The sequence below is a fragment of the Filifactor villosus genome, from assembly GCF_042652965.1.
GTDB lineage: Bacteria > Bacillota > Clostridia > Peptostreptococcales > Filifactoraceae > Filifactor > Filifactor villosus.
In genome coordinates this window covers 64,548-85,174 of the sequence record NZ_JBHSHL010000022.1, presented here as the reverse complement: position 1 = coordinate 85,174, position 20,627 = coordinate 64,548, and the positions used below count along the sequence as shown (strand labels likewise).

11 protein-coding genes and 1 tRNA gene are annotated in these 20,627 nt (G+C 45.9%); 3 read left to right on the top strand and 9 right to left on the bottom strand.

Features of this window, described 5'->3' with window-relative positions; translation table 11 throughout:
- Positions 1-5 precede the first annotated feature (5 nt).
- From ACFO4R_RS06340 to ACFO4R_RS06330, 3 genes are read right to left on the bottom strand one after another with little or no spacing between them, the layout of a single operon-like run.
- Positions 6-815 carry an energy-coupling factor transporter transmembrane component T family protein gene (locus ACFO4R_RS06340; RefSeq protein WP_379788212.1) on the bottom strand — a complete coding sequence of 270 codons (810 nt, stop codon included), beginning with the start codon at positions 813-815 and terminating at the stop codon, positions 6-8.
- Positions 809-1,669 carry an energy-coupling factor transporter ATPase gene (locus ACFO4R_RS06335; protein WP_379788211.1) on the bottom strand — a complete coding sequence of 287 codons (861 nt, stop codon included), beginning with the start codon at positions 1,667-1,669 and terminating at the stop codon, positions 809-811. The genes ACFO4R_RS06340 and ACFO4R_RS06335 overlap by 7 nt, the downstream gene beginning before the upstream one ends.
- Positions 1,660-2,484 carry an energy-coupling factor transporter ATPase gene (locus tag ACFO4R_RS06330; protein WP_379788310.1) on the bottom strand — a complete coding sequence of 275 codons (825 nt, stop codon included), beginning with the start codon at positions 2,482-2,484 and terminating at the stop codon, positions 1,660-1,662. Before ACFO4R_RS06330 ends, ACFO4R_RS06335 begins: the two co-directional genes overlap by 10 nt.
- Positions 2,485-3,521: 1,037 nt before the next feature.
- Between ACFO4R_RS06330 and ACFO4R_RS06325 the strand changes: the two genes are divergently transcribed.
- Positions 3,522-4,454: a YARHG domain-containing protein gene (locus ACFO4R_RS06325; protein ID WP_379788210.1), complete on the top strand. Its 933-nt coding sequence runs from the start codon at positions 3,522-3,524 to the stop codon at positions 4,452-4,454.
- 791 nt (positions 4,455-5,245) lie between these two features.
- Here the strand turns inward: ACFO4R_RS06325 and ACFO4R_RS06320 are convergent.
- Positions 5,246-6,763 (bottom strand): protein adenylyltransferase SelO, encoded by a 1,518-nt coding sequence (locus ACFO4R_RS06320; RefSeq protein ID WP_379788209.1) that lies wholly within the window; start codon positions 6,761-6,763, stop codon positions 5,246-5,248.
- Between the two features lie 808 nt (positions 6,764-7,571).
- On the opposite strand from ACFO4R_RS06320, the gene ACFO4R_RS06315 reads away from it, so the two are divergent.
- Positions 7,572-7,668 (top strand) — tRNA-Sec (locus ACFO4R_RS06315).
- Positions 7,669-8,063: 395 nt separating this feature from the next.
- On the opposite strand, the gene rpoC is transcribed toward ACFO4R_RS06315, so the two are convergent.
- Together rpoC and rpoB are read right to left on the bottom strand one after the other, a co-directional pair.
- Positions 8,064-11,714: a DNA-directed RNA polymerase subunit beta' gene (gene rpoC, locus ACFO4R_RS06310; protein WP_379788208.1), complete on the bottom strand. Its 3,651-nt coding sequence runs from the start codon at positions 11,712-11,714 to the stop codon at positions 8,064-8,066.
- A 219-nt stretch (positions 11,715-11,933) separates the two neighbouring features.
- A complete protein-coding gene (rpoB, locus tag ACFO4R_RS06305) occupies positions 11,934-15,668 on the bottom strand; it encodes a DNA-directed RNA polymerase subunit beta (RefSeq protein WP_379788207.1) in 3,735 nt (1,244 codons plus the stop codon).
- Between the two features lie 476 nt (positions 15,669-16,144).
- Here rpoB and ACFO4R_RS06300 point away from each other — a divergent pair, with 476 nt between their 5' ends.
- Positions 16,145-17,182 (top strand): potassium channel family protein, encoded by a 1,038-nt coding sequence (locus ACFO4R_RS06300; RefSeq protein WP_379788206.1) that lies wholly within the window; start codon positions 16,145-16,147, stop codon positions 17,180-17,182.
- A gap of 176 nt (positions 17,183-17,358) precedes the next feature.
- On the opposite strand, the gene ACFO4R_RS06295 is transcribed toward ACFO4R_RS06300, so the two are convergent.
- The 3 genes from ACFO4R_RS06295 to ACFO4R_RS06285 form a co-directional block, all read right to left on the bottom strand.
- A complete protein-coding gene (locus ACFO4R_RS06295) occupies positions 17,359-18,525 on the bottom strand; it encodes an amidohydrolase (RefSeq protein WP_379788205.1) in 1,167 nt (388 codons plus the stop codon).
- Between the two features lie 47 nt (positions 18,526-18,572).
- Positions 18,573-19,901, bottom strand: coding sequence for a Na+/H+ antiporter NhaC family protein (locus tag ACFO4R_RS06290; protein ID WP_379788204.1), 1,329 nt, complete (start codon positions 19,899-19,901; stop codon positions 18,573-18,575).
- A gap of 83 nt (positions 19,902-19,984) precedes the next feature.
- The gene (locus tag ACFO4R_RS06285; RefSeq protein WP_379788203.1) at positions 19,985-20,293 is read right to left on the bottom strand and encodes a hypothetical protein; all 309 of its coding nucleotides are present in this window, start codon (positions 20,291-20,293) and stop codon (positions 19,985-19,987) included.
- Positions 20,294-20,627: the final 334 nt, after the last annotated feature.

Genomic DNA, 20,627 nt, shown 5'->3' with positions numbered 1-20,627 from the left:
CTCCACTATACTCCGTAGGGAAGGTACCTCGTCAAACAGATGGAAACAAAGAACACTGTCGTTGCAACAAAAACCATATAGTCATAACGGTCGAAGAGGATCTCGTTCATCCTCGTTCTTCCCTCGCCTCCCCGATAACATCTCGCCTCCATTGCCATCGCAAGCTCGTCCGCACGTCGAAACGCGCTGATAAACAGGGGTACGAGCAAAGGAATCAGACTCTTTGCCCTTTCGATGAGCTTCTTGCTCTCGAAGTCCGCTCCCCTCGCCATCTGCGCCTTCATGATCTTGTCCGTCTCCTCCAACAAGGTCGGGATAAAACGCAGGGCGATCGACATCATCATTGCGATCTCATGGGCGGGCAGACCGATTTTTTTGAACGGATTTAGAAGTTTTTCTATTCCGTCGGTCAACTCGATCGGTTTAGTCGTCAAGGTTAAGAAAGAAGTTCCTGCAATCAGCATCGTCAGACGGATCACCATAAAAAGACCTTGGATCACTCCCTCTCGGGTAATGTTGATAATCCAAAAAGAAGCCAAAATCTCTCCCTTTCCGAGGAAAGCATTGACCAGAAAGGTAATAAGAAGAAGAGGCCACATCGGTTTGATCCCCTTCAAGGCATATATGACGGGAATCTTTGAAAACTTTACCACGAGAGCGAAAAACAAAAGCACAAGGGCATAGGGATAGAACTTATCTACAAAAAACAGAGCGATCATAAACAAAAACGTTAAAAGTATCTTTACCCTCGGATCGAGGGAATGGACAAAGGACTCCGTCGGATAATATTGTCCGAGTGTGATATCTTTTAGCATAATGAGCCCCCCTTCTTCGAAAGTATGAGTTCCTTCATCTTTTCGATGGTAATGACGTCATTTGGGATCTGCCAGCCTCTTTCCCGAAGCATTCCTGCCAGTTCCACAACCTTGGGAACTCCCAATCCTATCTCTTCCAACCGCTCGCGATGAACGAAGACCTCCTGCGGAGTTCCGTCAAATTCAATCGTTCCCCTGTTCATCACAAGAAGGCGATCCGCCAAACCCGAAACATCGTCCATCGAATGGGATACCAGCAGGATGGTCGTCTTATACCTCTGTCGGATCTCCTTAATTCTGGCGAAGATCTCATCCCTTCCACGCGGATCCAAACCCGCTGTAGGTTCGTCCAAGATCAATACTTTGGGTCTCATGGCGATCACTCCCGCAATGGCGACCCGCCTCTTTTGTCCCCCCGACAGATCAAAAGGCGAAAGATCTTTCTGCTCGGAGTAATTAAGGCCTACCGCGTCCATCGCCTCTCTTACCCTCTCTCCTACCTCTTCCTCGGATAAGCCGAGTTTTGAAGGGCCAAAGGCGATATCCCTCTCTATGGTCTCTTCAAAAAGCTGGTATTCAGGGTACTGAAAGACCAGACCCACCTTCTTTCGTACATCGGTCAGGGACACTTCCTTGTCCGACAAGCGAATGTCATCGATGTAGATCTCTCCCGAGGTCGCCTTGAGCAAACCGTTCAAATGTTGGATCAAGGTACTCTTGCCCGAGCCGGTATGCCCGATCAGAGCGACGAACTCTCCATCGCCGATCTCAAAATTGACGTTATTCAAAGCCACACTCTCGAACGGGGTCGAGGGACTGTATATGTGTTTCAAATTTTCTACTCTTATCGACATAGGGCCTGCACCATCTCTTCCGTTGATAAAATATCCGCCTCTATTTCCATCCCTTCCTGTGCCAGCAGAAAGGCCAGTTCCGTCATATGAGGAACATCCAGCCCCACCGCCTTGAGTTCCTCCACATTTCGAAAAACTTCCTTGGGCCTTCCCTGCATCAGGATCTTTCCGTGATCCATAACATAAACCCTGTCCGCACCGATGGCCTCATCCATAAAGTGTGTGATGTGAATAATCGTGATATTCTCCGTTCGGTTGAGTTCACGGATCGTCTTCATCACTTCTTTTCTACCGTTCGGATCAAGCATCGCCGTCGGTTCATCAAGGATGATGCACTCCGGTCTCATGGCGATGATACCTCCGATGGCAACCCTCTGCTTTTGACCTCCGGAGAGGTTGTGGGGCGCACGTTTACGAAACTCCGTCATCTTGACACGCTCCAAGGCATAGTCGACCCTCCTGCGGATCTCCTCTTTTTCAATCCCCAGATTTTCGGGACCGAACGCCATATCTTCTTCCACAATACTTGCAACGATTTGATTATCCGGATTTTGAAACACCATCCCGGCAGTCTTGCGAATATCCCACAGGTGTTCCTCATCCTTGGTGTTGTAACCGCCGATAATCACGTCTCCGCTCGTAGGAAGCAGGATTGCATTGAGATTTTTCGCCAGGGTACTTTTTCCCGAACCGTTATGCCCGATGATCACGACAAACTCTCCCCTGTCGATCTTCATACTCACATCATCGATGGCACGGTAGGGCTGTTCCTGTACTCCCCGATACTCGAATACGAGATTCTTTATTTCAACCATTGTTTTGTTTGATGAATTCAAGTTCTTCCCTCTCTTTTTTCTACGAACATGATCAATACCCGCCTTATGAATCCTTCCGATCTAATCTTTTTACTTTCACATCTGTTCTTCGACGAAAGTGTGAAAATCTCAACCTAAAAAGATCACAAAAAAGCATTTCATACTATTCTCCAATAGAAGGATGGATATATCCGTTTTTCAACCTAAGAAAAACCGATTGATCTTTTATGGGCACAGATTGTTTATATCCATAACTTAAAGGAAGAATACTATCAGCTCCTATAAAGCGAAGGTCGTTGATACCAAACATTTATACTATTCTTTGTTTGAAGCACGGATAGATTCATACAAGTGAAAAAATTGTTTCGGTACAAGATAAGGCGCATTGATATCAACAGTTCAAATAGATAATAGTATCAAAGCAATTCCGACATTTGGATGGAGCTTTTTCGCAAAAACATCCAAAACCTTCCACAAAGTTTTGGTACAGGACCCTGCAGTACGCTCCTGTTCTTCCGCCATCAAAGTCGGGTAAATCTTTTGCAATTTACTTGTTTACAATTATTCATCTTACCACAATCGAAGGTGAAATGAAATAGTTTTTCCTGTTTTATGCTATTGTCCGCTTAAAATGCTGCACCGTTCGGACCGAAGTCTACAATCACTCAAACCGTTTTCGATACTTGTACTATTACTTCTCTCCATTTGAGCACTTGACATTGATAATTTTGAGTTTTTCATATCTGACATATTTTATTCGAACGATTAAGACGGATATAAGCATCCTTCTATCGTAGTATCGTACTACAAAGCCGAGCGCTTTGGCTCTTCTTACTTTTACAGCATCATACAGCCACTATCCAACCGCCACCGGAAAAAAAGCGGCTTCTTGTCCTGTACCACAGACACACTACTGCTAAAAAAATGAGATTTACGCAAGCCTTCCTATTTTTTTCTTGTCTTTCGGTTTTTGTTATACTATAATAAATTAGAAGAGTTGGATACATATTCTTCTTATTATACTAGGTGGTGATAAGATGCCTCAACAACCGGAAGATAAAGGGCGTGCCTACGCGCTGTTTGATAAGATCCGTTCTCTTACGGAAAAAAACAACTATGACGATGCAATTCAATTGATTGAAAAGGAACAGGACTTTCTCAGTACCATACTCAATATGGGTGATCAGCAAAAATTAAGCAAGTTGTATGCGCACTGTGCCTACAAGGAGATCGAGCGCATCTATCAGGAGAACCCTTCGTCCACTCAACTCAAAGAGTTGATTGCGAAGTATTCTCCTATGCTTGAAGTCCATCTCTCTCCCGAAGAAAAGAAGGGTTATGATGGGATATCATCTAAGTTCAATACATCCAAGTCGATGATCCGTCCCTCAAAGAAGAAGTTTCACAACATAAGACCCCCCCGTTCTTACTCAAAGGAGAGTTCCGTGGGAATAGTCCTGCCCACCGTTGTCTTTGTGCTGTTTATCGCAGTCTTGGGAGTGGTAGTCTTCCCCTACCTGCAATCAAAGTTCGGCTCCGACAAAGAAACAACGCCTCCTGCCGAGCAGACGCCGACACAGCAAACTCCCACCGATGAAACACCTTCTCCGGAGACTCCCGAGGTCCCCGAACCCTCAGAACCTGTGCCCGAAACTCCCGTTACTTCTCCGTCTGCCGCTTCGGTTCAAGATGAGGCTTCGTCTTATCTTCTTCCAAGCGACACCAAAGTCTTGACCCGAGAAGATATCGCAGGCTTCTCCAAAGATCAGGTTTCTTTGGCGATCAATGAGATGTTTGCACGACACGGATACAGCTTTGACGGAAGCGGTCGTTACTATGACTATTTCATTAAAAAGTCGTGGTACAAACCGGATCCGTCCATCAAGGAACCCATCGAAGCGGAGAGAAAATTTAATGAGATCGAACGCAAAAATCTCAAATTTTTGGCGGATTACAGAAAATCCCTTTGATTCCGTTCTCCCTCAGAAGTGGGGGTTATACCTATTCGTCGAACGCAAAAAATCGTGTTCGCTTCTATGGAGTACAACGCATCAATCTCGATAACTCAAAGGATCAATTGTATCATTAGAATTCAGAATATGTAACAAACCCCCGTTTCAAACGGGGGTTTGCCTATTACGGAGGGATTTCATCAACAGTTCTTCATTGGTACTGCCGGCTGTTTTCTTTACAGTTACCTGTAACGTTTTTATACTATTTTTCGTTTAAAATGTCAGGTAATACTGTTCTTCGATAAAAGTGTGGTTATATCTGTTTTTCAACCACAAAAACTTATTTTCTCTTCTATGGAATACAAACCCTTGATATTCGCGATTCAAGGAATAACAGTGTAAACAGAATATAGATTTACCGGAAATGTTTTGAGTACTCGTAAAATTCAAGCTTCATGACCGGACAATTTTAATAGATGATTGTATCATATCCATTCTATAGCGAAGGGTACACCGTCCACATCAACACCTCAAAGCAGAAATAGTATTATACAGGAACCGAATATCTCTCGGAGGCTATTTCCCGATGGAACAGTGGACATATCCTCTTCTACAAATACAAAACGTTATTGAACCTCCCCACTATAAGGAAGAGAGTTCATAGCACGTTGAAAGCAATGAGAATATCAATGTGCTATAACACCGGTGTGTTGACATAGTGATATTTATGTTTATTTCTCATCTTGGTTATAAACCGAAATCGTTCATATCAAAGCCGAAATTACTATAAATGTCAATGTGCTATTGCACTAAGTTCCGCAGAAGGTTCGATATCCCTCCATGGATGTCTTGGATAACTCCTGATACTTACTGTTCATTCCATCGTAGTCATAGGGGCGTTTCAAAACTTCCAGAAACTCACAAAAACCCTCCATATCCTCTTTCACAGCGTTTTCAAGAACTTCTTCCACTCTGAAATTGCGAGCTGTCAACCAGGGATTAACCTCTCTCATCATGGTTGAAGCAAAGGAAACTTCTCCTTCTTTTGTCCGGATTCTTTTCGCTTGTGCAACGAGGCGATTCTTCCACTTCTTCCTCCAAGCCGAAAATCCCGCGTCCGCAAACAAGGATCGGGTTCCCTCAAGATAACTCCCGTCTTTCCCGCCTTCCTCAAGACTGAGACGGACAAAAGTATTCGTGTAATCGGCTTTCGTTTTTTTCATCACGGACAGAAGTTCTTCCACAATCTCTTCATCTCCGTCTACGTTCTCTACGATTCCCAGTTTTTTGAGCATACGCTCCATCCAAACTTTCTTATACAAAACTTGAAATTGGGATATCTCCGCGTTCGCAATCTCAATCGCCTCTTTTTCGTCCTGTGCCAACAAAGGAAGTAGGGTTTCTGCAAACCTCTCCAAATTCCATTCTGCCATCCTCGGTTGATTTTCATACCGGTAACGCCCTTGGCTGTCGATGGAGCTGAACACCGTTTTAGGATCGTATTCATCCATAAAGGCACAGGGGCCGTAATCTATGGTCTCTCCGGAGAGAGCCATATTATCCGTATTCATAACCCCATGGACAAATCCCACCGACTGCCAGTTCGCAATGAGATCTGCCTGCTTTCTCACTATCTCTCGCAGGAAGCTTCTGTACCTGTCTTTTGCTTCCACATGCTTCAGATGGGGATGGTGGCGTTCTATTGTATAAGCTGTAAGTGCTTCTATATTCTCTTTTCCTCCCATGGAGGCATACTGAAAGGTTCCTACACGAATATGACTCTGTGCCGCACGCGTAAGCACGGCACCTTGAAGAAATCCGCCCCGCCATACCCGCTCTCCTGTCGTAACAACGGCCAAACTCCTCGTTGTAGGTATTTTGAGTGCCGCCATAAACTCACTGATCAAATACTCCCTGAACATTGGCCCAAGAGTAGCCTTCCCGTCTCCGCCTCGGGAAAAAGCCGTCCGTCCGCTTCCTTTAAGTTGGATGTCATATCTCTCTCCCGTGGATAAGACCTGCTCTCCGATCAACATGGCACGTCCGTCTCCCAACATCGTAAAATAACCGAACTGATGTCCTGCATAGGCCTGTGCAATCGGTGAGGCTCCCCGTGGAAGTCTCCTTCCGGAAAACAGCTCTGCCTTCTCTTTACAGCTCAAAAGCTCGGTTTCTTCTTCTATTTCTAAAATCCGTGCCAACTCTTTGTTGTAAAGGACCAGTTCCGGCTTGGGAAACTTTGTTGCTTCCACCTCTCTATAAAAAATTCCGGGAAGGTTTTTATACTCGGAGGCAAGCCTCCAACCCTGTGTTTTTTTGTCTTCCAAATTCTATCTTCCTTTCAAATAAATGTCTTTCAACCCTTGATCCGAAGAACTGTCCCAACGGACCGCATACTATTCTCCATTTGCAATCCGGGTTAGAAAACCTATATCATTACCGAAAAACAACTTGTCGGACGGTATACTTCAAATCGTTCTACCGGTCAATTTTAATAGGCAACGGTATTACTTTCGCGGTCGGTATACAAAAAGAGGTTCACGCTAAACAAACCTCGATCGAACGATTCCATAACACGATACGTTTGCACAAGTTCATTTGATACTATTTTTCAATAGAAGTGTGGATATATCTATTTTTCGATGACGAAAAACTATGTTGTCTTCTATGGGTCACAGATTGTTTATATCCACTATTCAAAAGAATAGTAATATGAAACCCTTTCAAAGTCGGACTAAATTCTCTACACTTCTTCCTCCGACGCATCTGCCACACTCGATATCAAGGGAGTTCCATACAACGTTTCCTCCTGTTTCCACGGACCGGTTGCGTTGTTGAAGTTTGTCATCACTCAAAGTTTTTTCAGTGACGATATTTTCTGTTCGCCTGAGCTTTTGATCATAAAACGATATCCCCATCGGAGCTGAACACTTTTTTACTTCCAATAAGACTGATACCCCGATCGGATTATAAACACTCATACGTCTTCTATATTTGTGGACTTGGAAGAATATCTTTCTTGAATAAACGACTGTTCTCTGTACCCAAATCGAAACAGGATGTGATATCCCTTGTTAAAAGTTAATTTTCTTATTGATTTATACCCCTACCTTATGTTAGAATATACAGGTATTTGGGAGTGGATGGGTGCTGGTGTGCCCTTCGGTCTTCAAAACCGATATGAGGGGTTAATAGCTTCTTTGGTGAGTTCGATTCTCACACATTCCCGCCAATTTTCGACGACATTGTGTCGTCTTTTTTTGTTTCGGACCGCTTTGCCCATCGTATTCAATAAAAACACCGGTGCATATCATCAAAACCGATCATATCCGATTTATCTCTATCCTTCCCATAGACCTGACATTTTATACTATTCTCCAATAGAAGTATGATATATCCGTTTTTTTCAACCTGCGAAAAATCTCTTTATCTTCTATGGCTCACAGATTGTTTATATCCACTATTCAAAAGAATAGTAGTATGACATTTTAATTGGGTTTTGGTATTACGACTTATTTGCAGTAAAAAAAGAAGCCTTCTCCGATAAGGAATAAGGCTTCTTTTTTTATTTATTTTTTTATGATCCGTTCCGATTGCTACTTTCTCTGTCATCGGGTTTCCTTGCGTCTATAGTTCTTCTTCCGGTTTGTAGTCGAGGATGACCGAGCTGATATCAATTGTTTTTTCCTCTTCCTGAACCTGCATCTCTCCGTCGTTTTCTCCCAACTGAGGATCAAGCTCCACAGAAGAGCGACCGATCTTATCGAAGTCCGTAGCTTCAAGGCTGTCCAAGACCATCTGTGAGCCTATTCTGGACTTGTATCTCTTCATTCCCGTTCCTGCCGGAATCAATTTTCCGATGATGACATTTTCTTTAAGTCCGAGAAGTTTGTCCTTTTTGCCCAAGATAGCCGCTTCGGTAAGCACCCTCGTAGTCTCTTGGAAGGATGCCGCCGACAGGAAGGATTCCGTAGCCAGCGAGGCTTTGGTGATTCCCAGAAGTACCCTCTTAAAGGTCGCAGGAGTTTTGCCCGCTTCAATCAATTCTTCGGTTTCCTTCATCACATCGGCATAAGGTGCCAAGGAACCCGGTAAGAAGGAGGAGTCGTAGGATTCTTCGATCCTTACCTTGGACATCATCTGTCTTACAATGATCTCAATGTGTTTATCATTGATGTCTACCCCTTGGAGTTTATATACACGCTGTACTTCTTTTACGATATAATTCTCCACTCCGGTGACTCCGTTTACGGCAAGGATGTCATTGGGATTGATGGATCCCTGAATGAGAGGCTGACCCGCTTCGATCTCCTGACCTTCTTTGACTTTAAGGATGGAGCCGTAGGGAATGGTGTAACGCCTTTCTCCTTCGGGAGATTTGACTACAACTTCTTTCTTTTTGCTTGTATCTTCTATACTGACCTTTCCGGCAATCTCGGTGATCATTGCAAGTCCTTTGGGTTTTCGTGCCTCAAACAACTCTTCGACACGAGGAAGACCCTGAGTGATATCTCCTCCGGCAACTCCTCCTGTATGGAAGGTCCTCATGGTAAGCTGGGTTCCGGGTTCTCCGATGGACTGTGCCGCAATAATACCGACCGATTCCCCGACATTGACGGCTTTTCCGTTTGCAAGGTTACGTCCGTAGCATTTTGCACAGACACCGTATTCCGATTTGCATTGGAGGACGGAGCGAAGTTTTACGGTCGTGATCCCTTCTTGAACGATCGTAGTCGCGATGTCTTCCGTGATCATTTCTTCGCTTGTCACAATGAGTTCTCCGGTGTTTGGAGAATAGATGTCATCACAGGGATAACGTCCGACGATGCGATCATAGAGTTTTTCGATCTCTTCATTTCCGTCCATAAAGGCTTCGACTTCAATCCCGTCTTCGGTTCCGCAGTCAAGTTCTCTGATGATGACGTCCTGAGCGACATCTACGAGACGGCGGGTGAGATAACCCGAGTCCGCCGTACGAAGGGCAGTGTCCGCAAGTCCTTTTCGCGCACCGTGAGAGGAGGTAAAGTACTCCAAGACGGTAAGTCCTTCACGGAAGTTTGCCTTTACAGGGATCTCGACAGTTTTACCTGTCGCATTCGCCATCAAACCCCTCATTCCCGCAACCTGTCTGATCTGATTCTTGGAACCCCGTGCTCCGGACTGTGCCATGATGTTGATGTTGTTAAGCGGACTGAGGTGGCCCATCAACGCATCGGTCACCTTGTCCGTAGTGCTTGCCCAAGTTTCGATAACTCTCTCATAACGCTCATCGTTGCTCATCAGACCGCGTTTATAATCTTTCTCGTATCTGCTGACCTTTTTCTCCGCTTCTTCTATCAATTCATATTTTTCGGGCGGAATCTCCATATCAGCGACCGATACGGTAATCGCGCTCTTGGTGGAATATTTGAAGCCCAAGCCTTTGATATTGTCAAGCATAATTGCGGTAACGGTGTTTCCGTGTCTTCTAAAGCACCTGTCGATGATTTTCCCGAGCTGTTTCTTATCGACGAGGAAGTCGACTTCCAAGGAGTAAGGATCTTCTTCACGGTTGATATAGCCGAGGTTTTGAGGGATGTTCTCATTGAAGATAAATCTTCCCACCGTCGATTCGACTAATTTCCCCGTATCCTGTGCATCTTTTTTAACAAGGACTTTGACTCTGGAGTGTAGGCTGACCGCCTTATTTTCATAAGCGAGCATCATCTCATCAAAGTCTTTGTAGACAGAGCCCTGCCCCTTCTTTCCTTGTTCTTCTATGGTCAAGTAGTAAGCGCCGAGCACCATGTCCTGCGTAGGCGTGGTAATCGGTGAGCCGTCCTTGGGTGCGAGGATGTTGTTGTTGGAGAGCATAAACATCCTTCCTTCGGACTGTGCTTCAACCGAAAGAGGAACGTGTACCGCCATTTGGTCTCCGTCGAAGTCGGCATTGTATGCGGTACATACCAAAGGATGAAGCTTGATCGCCTTTCCTTCAACCAGAACAGGCTCAAAAGCTTGGATACCGAGCCTATGCAAGGTAGGAGCACGGTTGAGCATAACAGGGTGACCCTTGATGACTTCTTCCAGAACGTCCCAGACCTCGGGTTTGACTTTTTCGACCATCCTTTTTGCATTCTTGACATTGAGAGCGTAACCTTTTTCAACCAGGCGGTTCATTACAAAGGGTTTAAAGAGTTCCAATGCCATCTTCTTCGGCAATCCGCACTGATAAAACTTGAGTTCCGGTCCTACGACGATAACGGAACGTCCCGAATAATCGACCCGTTTTCCCAAAAGGTTTTGACGAAAACGTCCCTGTTTTCCCTTCAACATATCGGAGAGAGATTTGAGCGGTCTATTTCCGGGCCCCGTGACGGGTTTCCCTTTTCTGCCGTTGTCTATGAGCGCATCGACAGCTTCCTGCAACATTCTCTTCTCGTTGCGCACGATGATGTCGGGCGCTCCCAAGTCCAGGAGTCTTTTCAGACGGTTATTACGGTTGATGACGCGTCGATAGAGGTCGTTCAGGTCCGAGGTCGCAAAGCGTCCGCCGTCGAGCTGTACCATGGGTCTGAGCTCGGGCGGAATGACCGGAACGACATCCAAGATCATCCAAGTAGGGTCGTTGCCGGACTTGAGGAAGGCATCGACAACTTCGAGTCTTCGGATGGTCTTGACCTTTTTTTGACCCGTAGCATCGACAAGTCTGGTCCTGAGTTCTTCAGACAAAGCTTCGAGATCGATCCTTGCCAGAAGTTCTTTGACGGCTTCGGCTCCCATCATGGCGAGAAAACTGCCTTCCCCATGTTCCTCAAGAGCTTCTCTATAGTCTTTTTCAGTGAGGAGTCCGCCTTCCGTCAGACCGGTTTCTCCGGCATCGACAACGACGTAGTTTGCAAAATAGAGGATTTTTTCGAGAATCCTCGGGGACATATCCAGGAGAAGCCCCATCCTCGATGGGATTCCCTTGAAGTACCAGATATGAGACACGGGAGTTGCCAGTTCTATATGTCCCATACGTTCACGTCTTACCTTTGCACGCGTTACTTCTACACCGCAACGGTCACACACAACGCCCTTATGGCGTGCCTTGTCTTTTTTGTACTTTCCGCAGTGACATTCCCAGTCTTTGGTCGGTCCGAAGATCCTTTCACAGAATAGACCGTCTTTTTCGGGTTTTAAGGTCCTGTAGTTTATTGTTTCGGGCTTTTTTACTTCTCCTTTGGACCATTCTCTGATTTTGTCGGGGGAGGCCAGTCCGATTTTTATCGATTCAAAATTATCTAATTCAAACAAGGAGTACTCTCCTTTCCTTAATGAAATCCGTTGTTTTTGTTTGCCAGATATGTTTTACAAAGCAGTGTTCGTCCATCCTTCTTCACACCTGAGTTTCTCCATCCTCCTAAACTTATCCGAGTGCTTTGTGTCAATGTGTCGTTTGGAAGGAGGAAGGATGCCTTTATCAAGTTTTTCCCTCCTCCGTCAGGTGCTGTGAAGTGTAGTCCTTACAGGATGTTAAAAGTCCAAGCTGTCATCCAGATCGATATCGTCTTCGTCTTCAAAGTCAAGATCATCCAGATCAAGGTCGACCTCATCTTCAAAGTCAAGGTTGAAAGAGCCGTCTTCCGCTTCTTCTTCCGCAAAGTCTTCCACGATCATATCATCACGTTCCTCATCCACATAGTGGAAGGTGTCTTCAATACCGATCTCATCCACCGATTCCTTGACCTGGACTTCTTCATCGAACTCCGAGAGAAGTTTGACGTCTAAGGAGAGTGATTGAAGTTCCTTGATAAGAACTTTGAAAGATTCGGGGATACCCGGTTCGGGAACGTTCTTGCCCTTGATGATGGCTTCATAGGTCTGGACCCTACCGACGACATCGTCGGATTTTACCGTAAGGATCTCTTGAAGGGTGTGAGCCGCTCCATAGGCCTCCAAGGCCCAAACTTCCATCTCTCCGAAACGCTGTCCTCCGAACTGCGCTTTTCCGCCCAAGGGTTGTTGCGTGACGAGGGAGTAGGGTCCTGTGGAACGGGCGTGGATCTTGTCATCTACCAAGTGGTGAAGTTTCATCATATACATATAACCCACGGTTACACGACCGTCGAAAAACTCTCCGGTTCTTCCGTCTTGAAGTTGCAGTTTTCCGTCTTGCGGGTGATCCGCCAGCTTCAAAGCGTCAAAGATGTCCTGTTCGTTCGCGCCGTCAAATACCGGTGTGGCAACATTCCATTCCAGAGACTTGGCTGCAAGTCCCATATGGACTTCCAAGACCTGCCCGATGTTCATACGAGAGGGTACTCCCAAGGGGTTGAGTACGATCTCCAACGGTGTTCCACCCGGAAGGAAGGGCATATCCTCTTCGGGAAGGATGCGGGAGATGACTCCCTTGTTTCCATGGCGTCCCGCCATCTTATCTCCGACGTTGATCTTTCTCTTCTGTGCGATATAGCAACGTACCAGTTCGTTGACACCGGCGGAAAGCTCGTCTCCATTTTCGCGACGGAAGACTTTGACATCGACAATGATACCCGATTCTCCGTGCGGGACCTTAAGCGAAGTGTCGCGTACTTCTCTTGCCTTTTCGCCGAAGATGGCGCGCAGAAGCCTTTCCTCGGGAGTGATCTCGGTCTCTCCCTTAGGTGTTACCTTTCCTACGAGGATGTCACCGGATTCAACTTCGGCACCGATACGGATGATCCCGTTTTCGTCCAAGTCTTTAATCGCATCTTCTCCTACGTTGGGAATATCTCTGGTAATCTCCTCGGGTCCGAGTTTGGTGTCGCGTGCCTCGGCCTCATATTCTTCTATGTGAATACTCGATAATCTGTCTTCTTTTACAAGTCTTTCATTGATAAGAATCGCATCCTCGTAGTTATATCCTTCCCAAGTCATAAAGGCTACCAGACAGTTTCTGCCGAGGGCGATCTCTCCCAGGTCGGTAGAAGGTCCGTCAGCGATGGCGTCTCCTTTTTTGACCTCATCTCCCTTGTTGACGATGGCGGTCTGGTTGATACAGGTTCCTTGGTTGGAACGTTTGAATTTGAGCAGGCGATAGACATCAAGCTCTCCTTCTTCGGTTCGGATAACGATCTGCGTAGCCGATACCTTTTCGACGATTCCCGAATTTTTAGCTATGATAACAGCTCCCGAGTCAACTGCCGCCCTGTATTCGATCCCCGTACCTACGATCGGCGCTTCTCTTCTCAAGAGGGGAACCGCCTGACGTTGCATGTTCGAACCCATCAAGGCACGGTTGGCGTCATCGTTCTCAAGGAAGGGGATCATCGCGGTCGCAACGGATACGACCTGTTTAGGCGATACGTCCATAAAGTCCACGTTTTTGGGTTCGACAAGAAGAAGGTTTCCCTGGGTGGTTCGACAAGCTACCCTTTCGTTGATGAACCAGTGCTCGCTATCCAAGGGTTCGTTTGCCTGAGCACGAATATAGAGGTCTTCTTCGTCTGCGGTCAGGTAGGTGATCTCATCGGTCACCCTCCGGTTTTCTTTGTCAACAACCCTGTAAGGCGATTCGATAAAGCCGTATTCATTAATCTTTGCAAATACGGACAGAGAGTTGATCAGTCCGATGTTGGGTCCCTCCGGAGTCTCAATGGGACACATTCTTCCGTAGTGAGAATAGTGAACATCACGCACCTCAAAGCCCGCCCTCTCTCTGGAGAGTCCTCCGGGTCCGAGCGCTGAAAGCCTTCTCTTATGAGTCAGCTCCGCAAGAGGGTTATTCTGATCCATAAACTGAGAAAGCTGTGAGGAACCGAAGAACTCTTTGATCGCTGCCGTTACGGGTCTGATGTTGATTAAGCTGTTGGGTGTCAGTTCCATCACGTCCTGAACGGTCATCCTCTCGCGAATCACACGCTCCATCCTGGACAAACCTATACGGAACTGATTTTGAAGAAGTTCTCCGACCGAACGCACCCTACGATTCCCAAGGTGGTCGATATCGTCGACATTACCCAAGCCGTAGAACAGGTTGAACTGATAGCTGACCGATGCCACGATATCTTCGATCACAATATGCTTGGGTACCAGATCCCTCTTCCTCAGTTTGATGAGTTCATAGAGTTCCTCGTCATCGGAGGCTTGCTCAAGAATCTCTTTGAGTACATTGTAGCGAACCTTCTGTCTTATTTTGAGCTCGGAGATGTCGATGTCGACGAAGTTGGCGATGTCGACAAATCTGTTTCCGATAACCTTCACGGACTGCTTGTCGTCGATGGCGATGTATACGTACTCACAACCGCAGTTATCCAAAAGATGACCGTTGTTGTAGTTGATCTCCGTTCCGGCCTCCATCACAAGTTCTCCCGTATAAGCATTAAACACGTCCTGTGCCAAGGTCCTGCCTATACATCGTGAAGATATTGCCAGCTTCTTATTGAATTTATAGCGTCCTACTTTTGCCAAATCATAGCGTTTGCTATCAAAAAACATCATATGAAGAAGGTTTTCGGCACTTTCCAAGGTTGGGGGTTCGCCCGGTCTCATTTTCTTGTAGATCTCGATGATCCCTTCTTCTCTCGAATTGGTGTTATCCTTTGCCAGTGTTGCTTCAACCCGCTCATCGTTGCCGAGCAGGGCTCTGATGTCTTCATCCGTTCCGTATCCGAAAGCACGCAACAACATGGTGATGGGCTGCTTTCTGTCCCTGTCTATACGCACGGACACGATGTCATTGGAGTCCGTTTCGTACTCAAGCCATGCTCCGCGGTTGGGAATAACGGTGGACGAAATCAGCTTTTTCCCGGACTTATCGATCTCCTGTGCGTAATAAACACCCGGACTTCGAACAAGTTGGCTGACAATGACCCTCTCGGCTCCGTTTATGATGAAGGTCCCCTTCTCCGTCATAAGAGGAAACTCTCCCAAAAACACGGGATCTCCCGATTCGTTTTTGACGATTCTGGATCCGTCTTCATCCGGCACCGTAAGTCTTACCTGCACTTTGAGAGGAGCCGCATAGTTGACATCTCTTTCTTTACTTTCTTCTACATCGTATTTTGAATCATTTTCCAATTTGTAGTCGACAAACTCAAGTTTGATGTTCCCCGTATAATCTTCAATTGGGAAGATCTCCTCGAATACTTCTCTGATCCCTTCTCGAACAAACCATTCATACGAATTGATCTGAAGCTCGATAAGATTCGGAAGATCGGCTACTTCATCAATTCGAGAAAAACTCATTCTGGTCTTTCTCCCAATCTTAACAGGATGTGGATGTGGCATTCAGTTTTCACCTCTTCACTTATTTAGCAGATAAAATGGGCAAAATGACCCATTTTTTATACTATTGCATTAAGACATTTTATCACAATAGGAGAGGTTTTACAAGGAAAAAAGTAGTGTTTTTAATTTCTTTTTTTCGGATTTTGTTGTATGATGATGGAGAGTGTTATTGTAAGAAACAGGAGCATAAAAAGGTCCAACCTCTTTCCAAACGGCAGAAGTATTTTTTAAACGACGGACTCTGTCGTGCACATTCTTCCTGTTCGTCGAATCCGAATGTGTTTGAAAGTCCAAGACCTTCGGATAACGATCGATACGGAAGCTCCGTGAAAATTCCGAGCTTGTGACATATCCGAGACAAGTCCGCAAACGTCGAACAAATAGATCGAAATCCGTTTCGATGGAAATGATGAACTATTTGAAACGCTCGTTCCGGAAGACCTTGCTCCAACTACAAAACGATTAGGATGTGAGTTATGGAGAACAAAAAAAAGCAACGTATTCTTGCAATCTTCATCAGTTTTTTTGCCTTGATCTGTATAGCGACCTTCGGCTATTATATGCTCTTGAATATTTCACTGATCGACGCCCTCTATATGACGATCATTACGATTTCGACGGTAGGATACAAAGAGGTCGTTGATATGAGCGGACCCGCCAAGATTTTCTCCATCTTCGTAATATTCAGCGGCATCGGTATTGTAGGCTACACCTTTACCACCCTGGAAGTGATTATTTTGGAAGGAAACTTTAAGACAATTTGGAGGCACAAGGTTATGAAAAATAGGATCGAGAAGATGAGAAACCATATCATTATCGCCGGGGGAAGCGAAAGTTCGGAAGTCATGGCGGAAAGGTTTTTGAAATCGAATAAGGATTTTGTAATCATCGAGAAGGATGAGAAGAAGTACGAACATTTGATTGAAAAAAACATTCCCACACTTCAGGGAGATGCGATGTCGGAAGAACTGCTCAAAGAAGCGGGTATTGAGAGGGCTTCGGGCTTTATCAGTGCATTGCATTCCGACTCCGACAACATCGTGGCGGTGCTGACCGCCAGACATATGAACCGTAAACTCTACATCATATCGCGTTCCATAGACAAAAATTCCCGAGAAAAGCTGATGAAGGCCGGTGCCAATAACACGGTCTCCTCCAACGAAATCGGCGGCAATCGAATGGCAGCCATTATGTTGAGGCCCACGGTCATCAGTTTCCTGGATGTCTTTACCCGAGCGGGAGATATCGAGCTGGATCTTGAGGATGTAATCATAGGAAGAGGCTCTTCGATCGAGAACCAAAACTTGAGAGATATGCAGATCCCCCAAAAGATAGGCCTTACCGTTTTGGCAACCAAAAAGAAGGGAGAGGAAAAAATCCAGTTCAATCCCAATCCGAATGAAATTCTCAAGGAAGGAGATTCTCTCGTGGTGCTGGGTACAGTGGAGCAGATCTACCGGCTTCGACAGTTTGCTCTGGATAACGGAGAGAGGAGTTTCGATCTTCCCTACTGATTTTTTTGAATACACGAAGGGCAGGCTGTCAACAGCCTGCCCTCTTTCGTTACTTTTTCTATTGTCTATCAGAATTGACAGGTTCAATGCTTTGAAACATAGGATCATCCGAATTGTTTTTTGGTGATGATATACTCTGCACACCCCGCATTTCAAACGGAGAATAGTATTTGATGTTATTTTTTCAGGAAACAACGTCCTTCTTCGCTAAACACATTGACTCCGTCTATCCACACTCCTACTACCCTTGCATAGATGTCCATGGGATCTCTGTCCCAAACGACAAAGTCCGCATCTTTTCCATCCTTTATTGTGCCTACCCTGTCCTCTATGCCCAAAATCACAGCCGGATTGATCGTGATCGCCTTGAGCGCCTCCCCTTTGGGAAGCCCCGCCTTGTGGGAGAGGATGGCCCAAAAAATCAGAGAGGACTGAGGATGTACCGGATGATCGGTCATAATCGCAAACGGGATCCCCGCTTCATAAAGCTTCTTGGGAGTATCAAAGGTCTTGTTGCACAGTTCCACCTTCGTATTGAAGCCGAAAGTCGGTCCTACCACCACAGGAAGTCCGCTGTCCTTGATGTAGTCACTGATCAAATGACCCTCCGTACAGTGATCCAAGCTCGCTTTAAGTCCAAACTCTTTGATGATACGAATGGCGGTAAGGATGTCATCCGCCCTGTGTGCATGGACCTTCAAAGGGAGTTCTCCTTTTATAACGGGAATCATCGCCTCCATCTTGCTGTTATAGGCGGGTCTGCTCCCATAGTCACTCGCCTCTTCTTGGCGTTTTATATAATCTCTTGTACCTTCCAAAGTATCACGAAGAAGTGCAGCAATCGCCATTCGTGTCATCGGTGTCTTGTTGTGACTTCCGTAACATCTCTTGGGGTTCTCTCCGAAGGCACACTTCATGGAAGAGGATCCCCGTAGAATCATATCATCAATCGATCTGCCGAAGGTCTTGAGAATGGCGAACTGCCCTCCTATGACGTTGGCACTGCCCGGACCGCTCGAAACGGTCGTTACCCCGCCCTTCAAAGCTTTTTCGAAGGCAACATCCATCGGATTGATCCCGTCGACGGCACGCAAATTCGGTGTGATCGGATCCGTAATCTCGTTTCCGTCTTCTCCTTCGACTCCCAAGTTTTCTTCCCACATTCCCAGATGACTGTGTGCATCGATTAAGCCGGGGGTGACATAATAACCCTCCAAGTCAATCTCTTGAGAGGCTTGACCCGCCTCCTTCAAGGGAGCGAATTTTTTTTCGCTTACAACAAAATCTTCTTTGACAAACTCACCTCTTTGCGTATCAAACACCTGTGCATTTAAAAATTTCATCCTACTACCTCCCTATGTTATTTATCGGAACACAAAAAATTTACACTCTATCCTTGTTCTCTTACACCCGACCTGAAATACCGTCCTTTGAGAAAAAAGTAAGTAAGCGGCACCAGATACATATAGATTGCATAGGGCATGGCGGAAATGCTCACTCCCAAAAACGAGAGAGGGACCGTACAGCCTATGCTCCATGGAATAATGCAACCGATGAGAATAACCGAATTCTCAAGGTCGATCATAAGCTCACTCTTATCGGCTCCCAAGTCAAAATACGGTTTCTTCATCAGATCACAGGTCATCAAGGTGGCTATCGTCTGATTGCAGAAGATCGACGTCATAAGGATGCTTGTGATAACCGTAACTCCAAAACGCCCCATCCTTGTGCAGGCCTTGTTCAACTTGTCTTGGATCTGTTTAAGCATCTGCGTTCCGCTGAAGATTCCCGAATAACTGCTCGATATTAGCAGGATCCCTACAATCTGGAGCATGGAGACCAGTCCTCCTCCGTTGAGGATGGAGGCAAGGCCCGAACCCGAAGCGCGGTAACCGAAAATACAGATCTTTATGACCTCGTAGAGGGCGACCTTCTGAACCAGGCACGCAACTGCGATCGCACTTATGATGCTTACCGTCATGGAGCGGATGACCTTGAATTTGAACAGAGGAAGGACAAGCATAAAGATCGCCGGTACAAAGGCCCAAAGCGAAAGAGAAAACTCACGTTCAAAAGCACGGACCAATTCTTCATCGACGGAGCTGATCGGATTTTGGAACGAGAGCAGGGTATAGACCGCCAAGGTGATAAGAAGAGCGGGCAATCCTGTCTTCATCATAAGTTTGACATTGTCATAAATCTCGGTACCCGTAATACCGGCAACCATATTGGCACTTGAGGATACGGGCGAGCATCTGTCTCCAAAGTATACCCCGGACATAATTACCCCTCCTGCGACAAGAGGATTTACGTTTCCACTTCTCGCAAGGGTCATAAAAATGACTCCGACCGTCCCCGCTACTCCGAACGAAGTCCCCAAAGCGTAGCTGAGCAGACAACACAGCACGAAGGTAATGAGCAAAAACAAGGAAGGGGTTATAATCTTGATCCCGTAATAAACGAAGATACTGATGGTCCCCGATACCCGCCAAGCTGCCGTGATAAAGCCTATGGTCAGCATGACCTTGATAACGACAAGGGAGTTTTTGTTGGAGTCTATACACATCTTCACAAGCTCCGAAAACGAAAAACCTCTCCTCATCGCAACGAGGATGAACCCCACCAAACCGAGAAACAAGGCAGGAATCATTGAAAATCCTTTGATGATCGTCGCCACCATACTTGCCATAAACACAAAAAATACAAGATATAGATCCACTCTATCCACTCATTTCTATATAGTTTCTTACCGTTCTGCGGAGAAAGAAATCCTCTTTTTTCTCCTTCCGACGGAAACACTTCCTACTTCAACGAAAAACGTTTCATAAGATCCCACAGCACATCAGCACGGCAGATCTCGTCATCGAGCAGGTCGTCCCACTCCTCTTCCAGCTCATCGGAACGTTCAAGAATCCACTCCAAGTGCAACGTAGCCTCTTCATAGTTCTGCTGAACAAAGCAATATTCCCCGAGGATACAGTGTGCCTGTACCTTGCTTACGATGTCGTCCTCCTGCAAATCGATAACGAGTTTGAGGTTTTCTACCGCCTTGTCGAAATCCCCCTTGGATAACTGCAAAACCGCTTTTTTTAAGTACAATTCCACATTCATTTGATATTCTCCCCCCTTCTTCTCTTTCTCTTTCCGTACGAGAGACACAAAGAAGACTGTATGCTCCTGACGTATGGACTTATTTTACCACTTCTTTCCCGATCAGTATAGCACCAAAATTCGAGTTTGAGCGCGAAGACTTAAGAGCTTCCACAAACAGATATTCTCCAAGTTTTGACAAAACCGCTATACCGATATCGGCACCCGTCACATTCTCAGCTATATGTCTAATACGCATACCTGCTTGAATTGTCCATACCTTAATTATGGGTTTGATCCGTACAATACTATTGTCTATTAAAATTGTCCGGTCGTAAAGTTTGAATTCTACGAT

Coding starts and splice junctions, on each gene's coding strand:
- ACFO4R_RS06295 (WP_379788205.1), bottom strand. CDS start 18,525: ATGAAATTTTTAAATGCACAGGTGTTTGATACGCAAAGAGGTGAGTTT.
- ACFO4R_RS06335 (WP_379788211.1), bottom strand. CDS start 1,669: ATGTCGATAAGAGTAGAAAATTTGAAACACATATACAGTCCCTCGACC.
- ACFO4R_RS06325 (WP_379788210.1), top strand. CDS start 3,522: ATGCCTCAACAACCGGAAGATAAAGGGCGTGCCTACGCGCTGTTTGAT.
- ACFO4R_RS06330 (WP_379788310.1), bottom strand. CDS start 2,484: ATGGTTGAAATAAAGAATCTCGTATTCGAGTATCGGGGAGTACAGGAA.
- ACFO4R_RS06340 (WP_379788212.1), bottom strand. CDS start 815: ATGCTAAAAGATATCACACTCGGACAATATTATCCGACGGAGTCCTTT.
- ACFO4R_RS06285 (WP_379788203.1), bottom strand. CDS start 20,293: ATGAATGTGGAATTGTACTTAAAAAAAGCGGTTTTGCAGTTATCCAAG.
- ACFO4R_RS06300 (WP_379788206.1), top strand. CDS start 16,145: ATGGAGAACAAAAAAAAGCAACGTATTCTTGCAATCTTCATCAGTTTT.
- rpoB (WP_379788207.1), bottom strand. CDS start 15,668: ATGCCACATCCACATCCTGTTAAGATTGGGAGAAAGACCAGAATGAGT.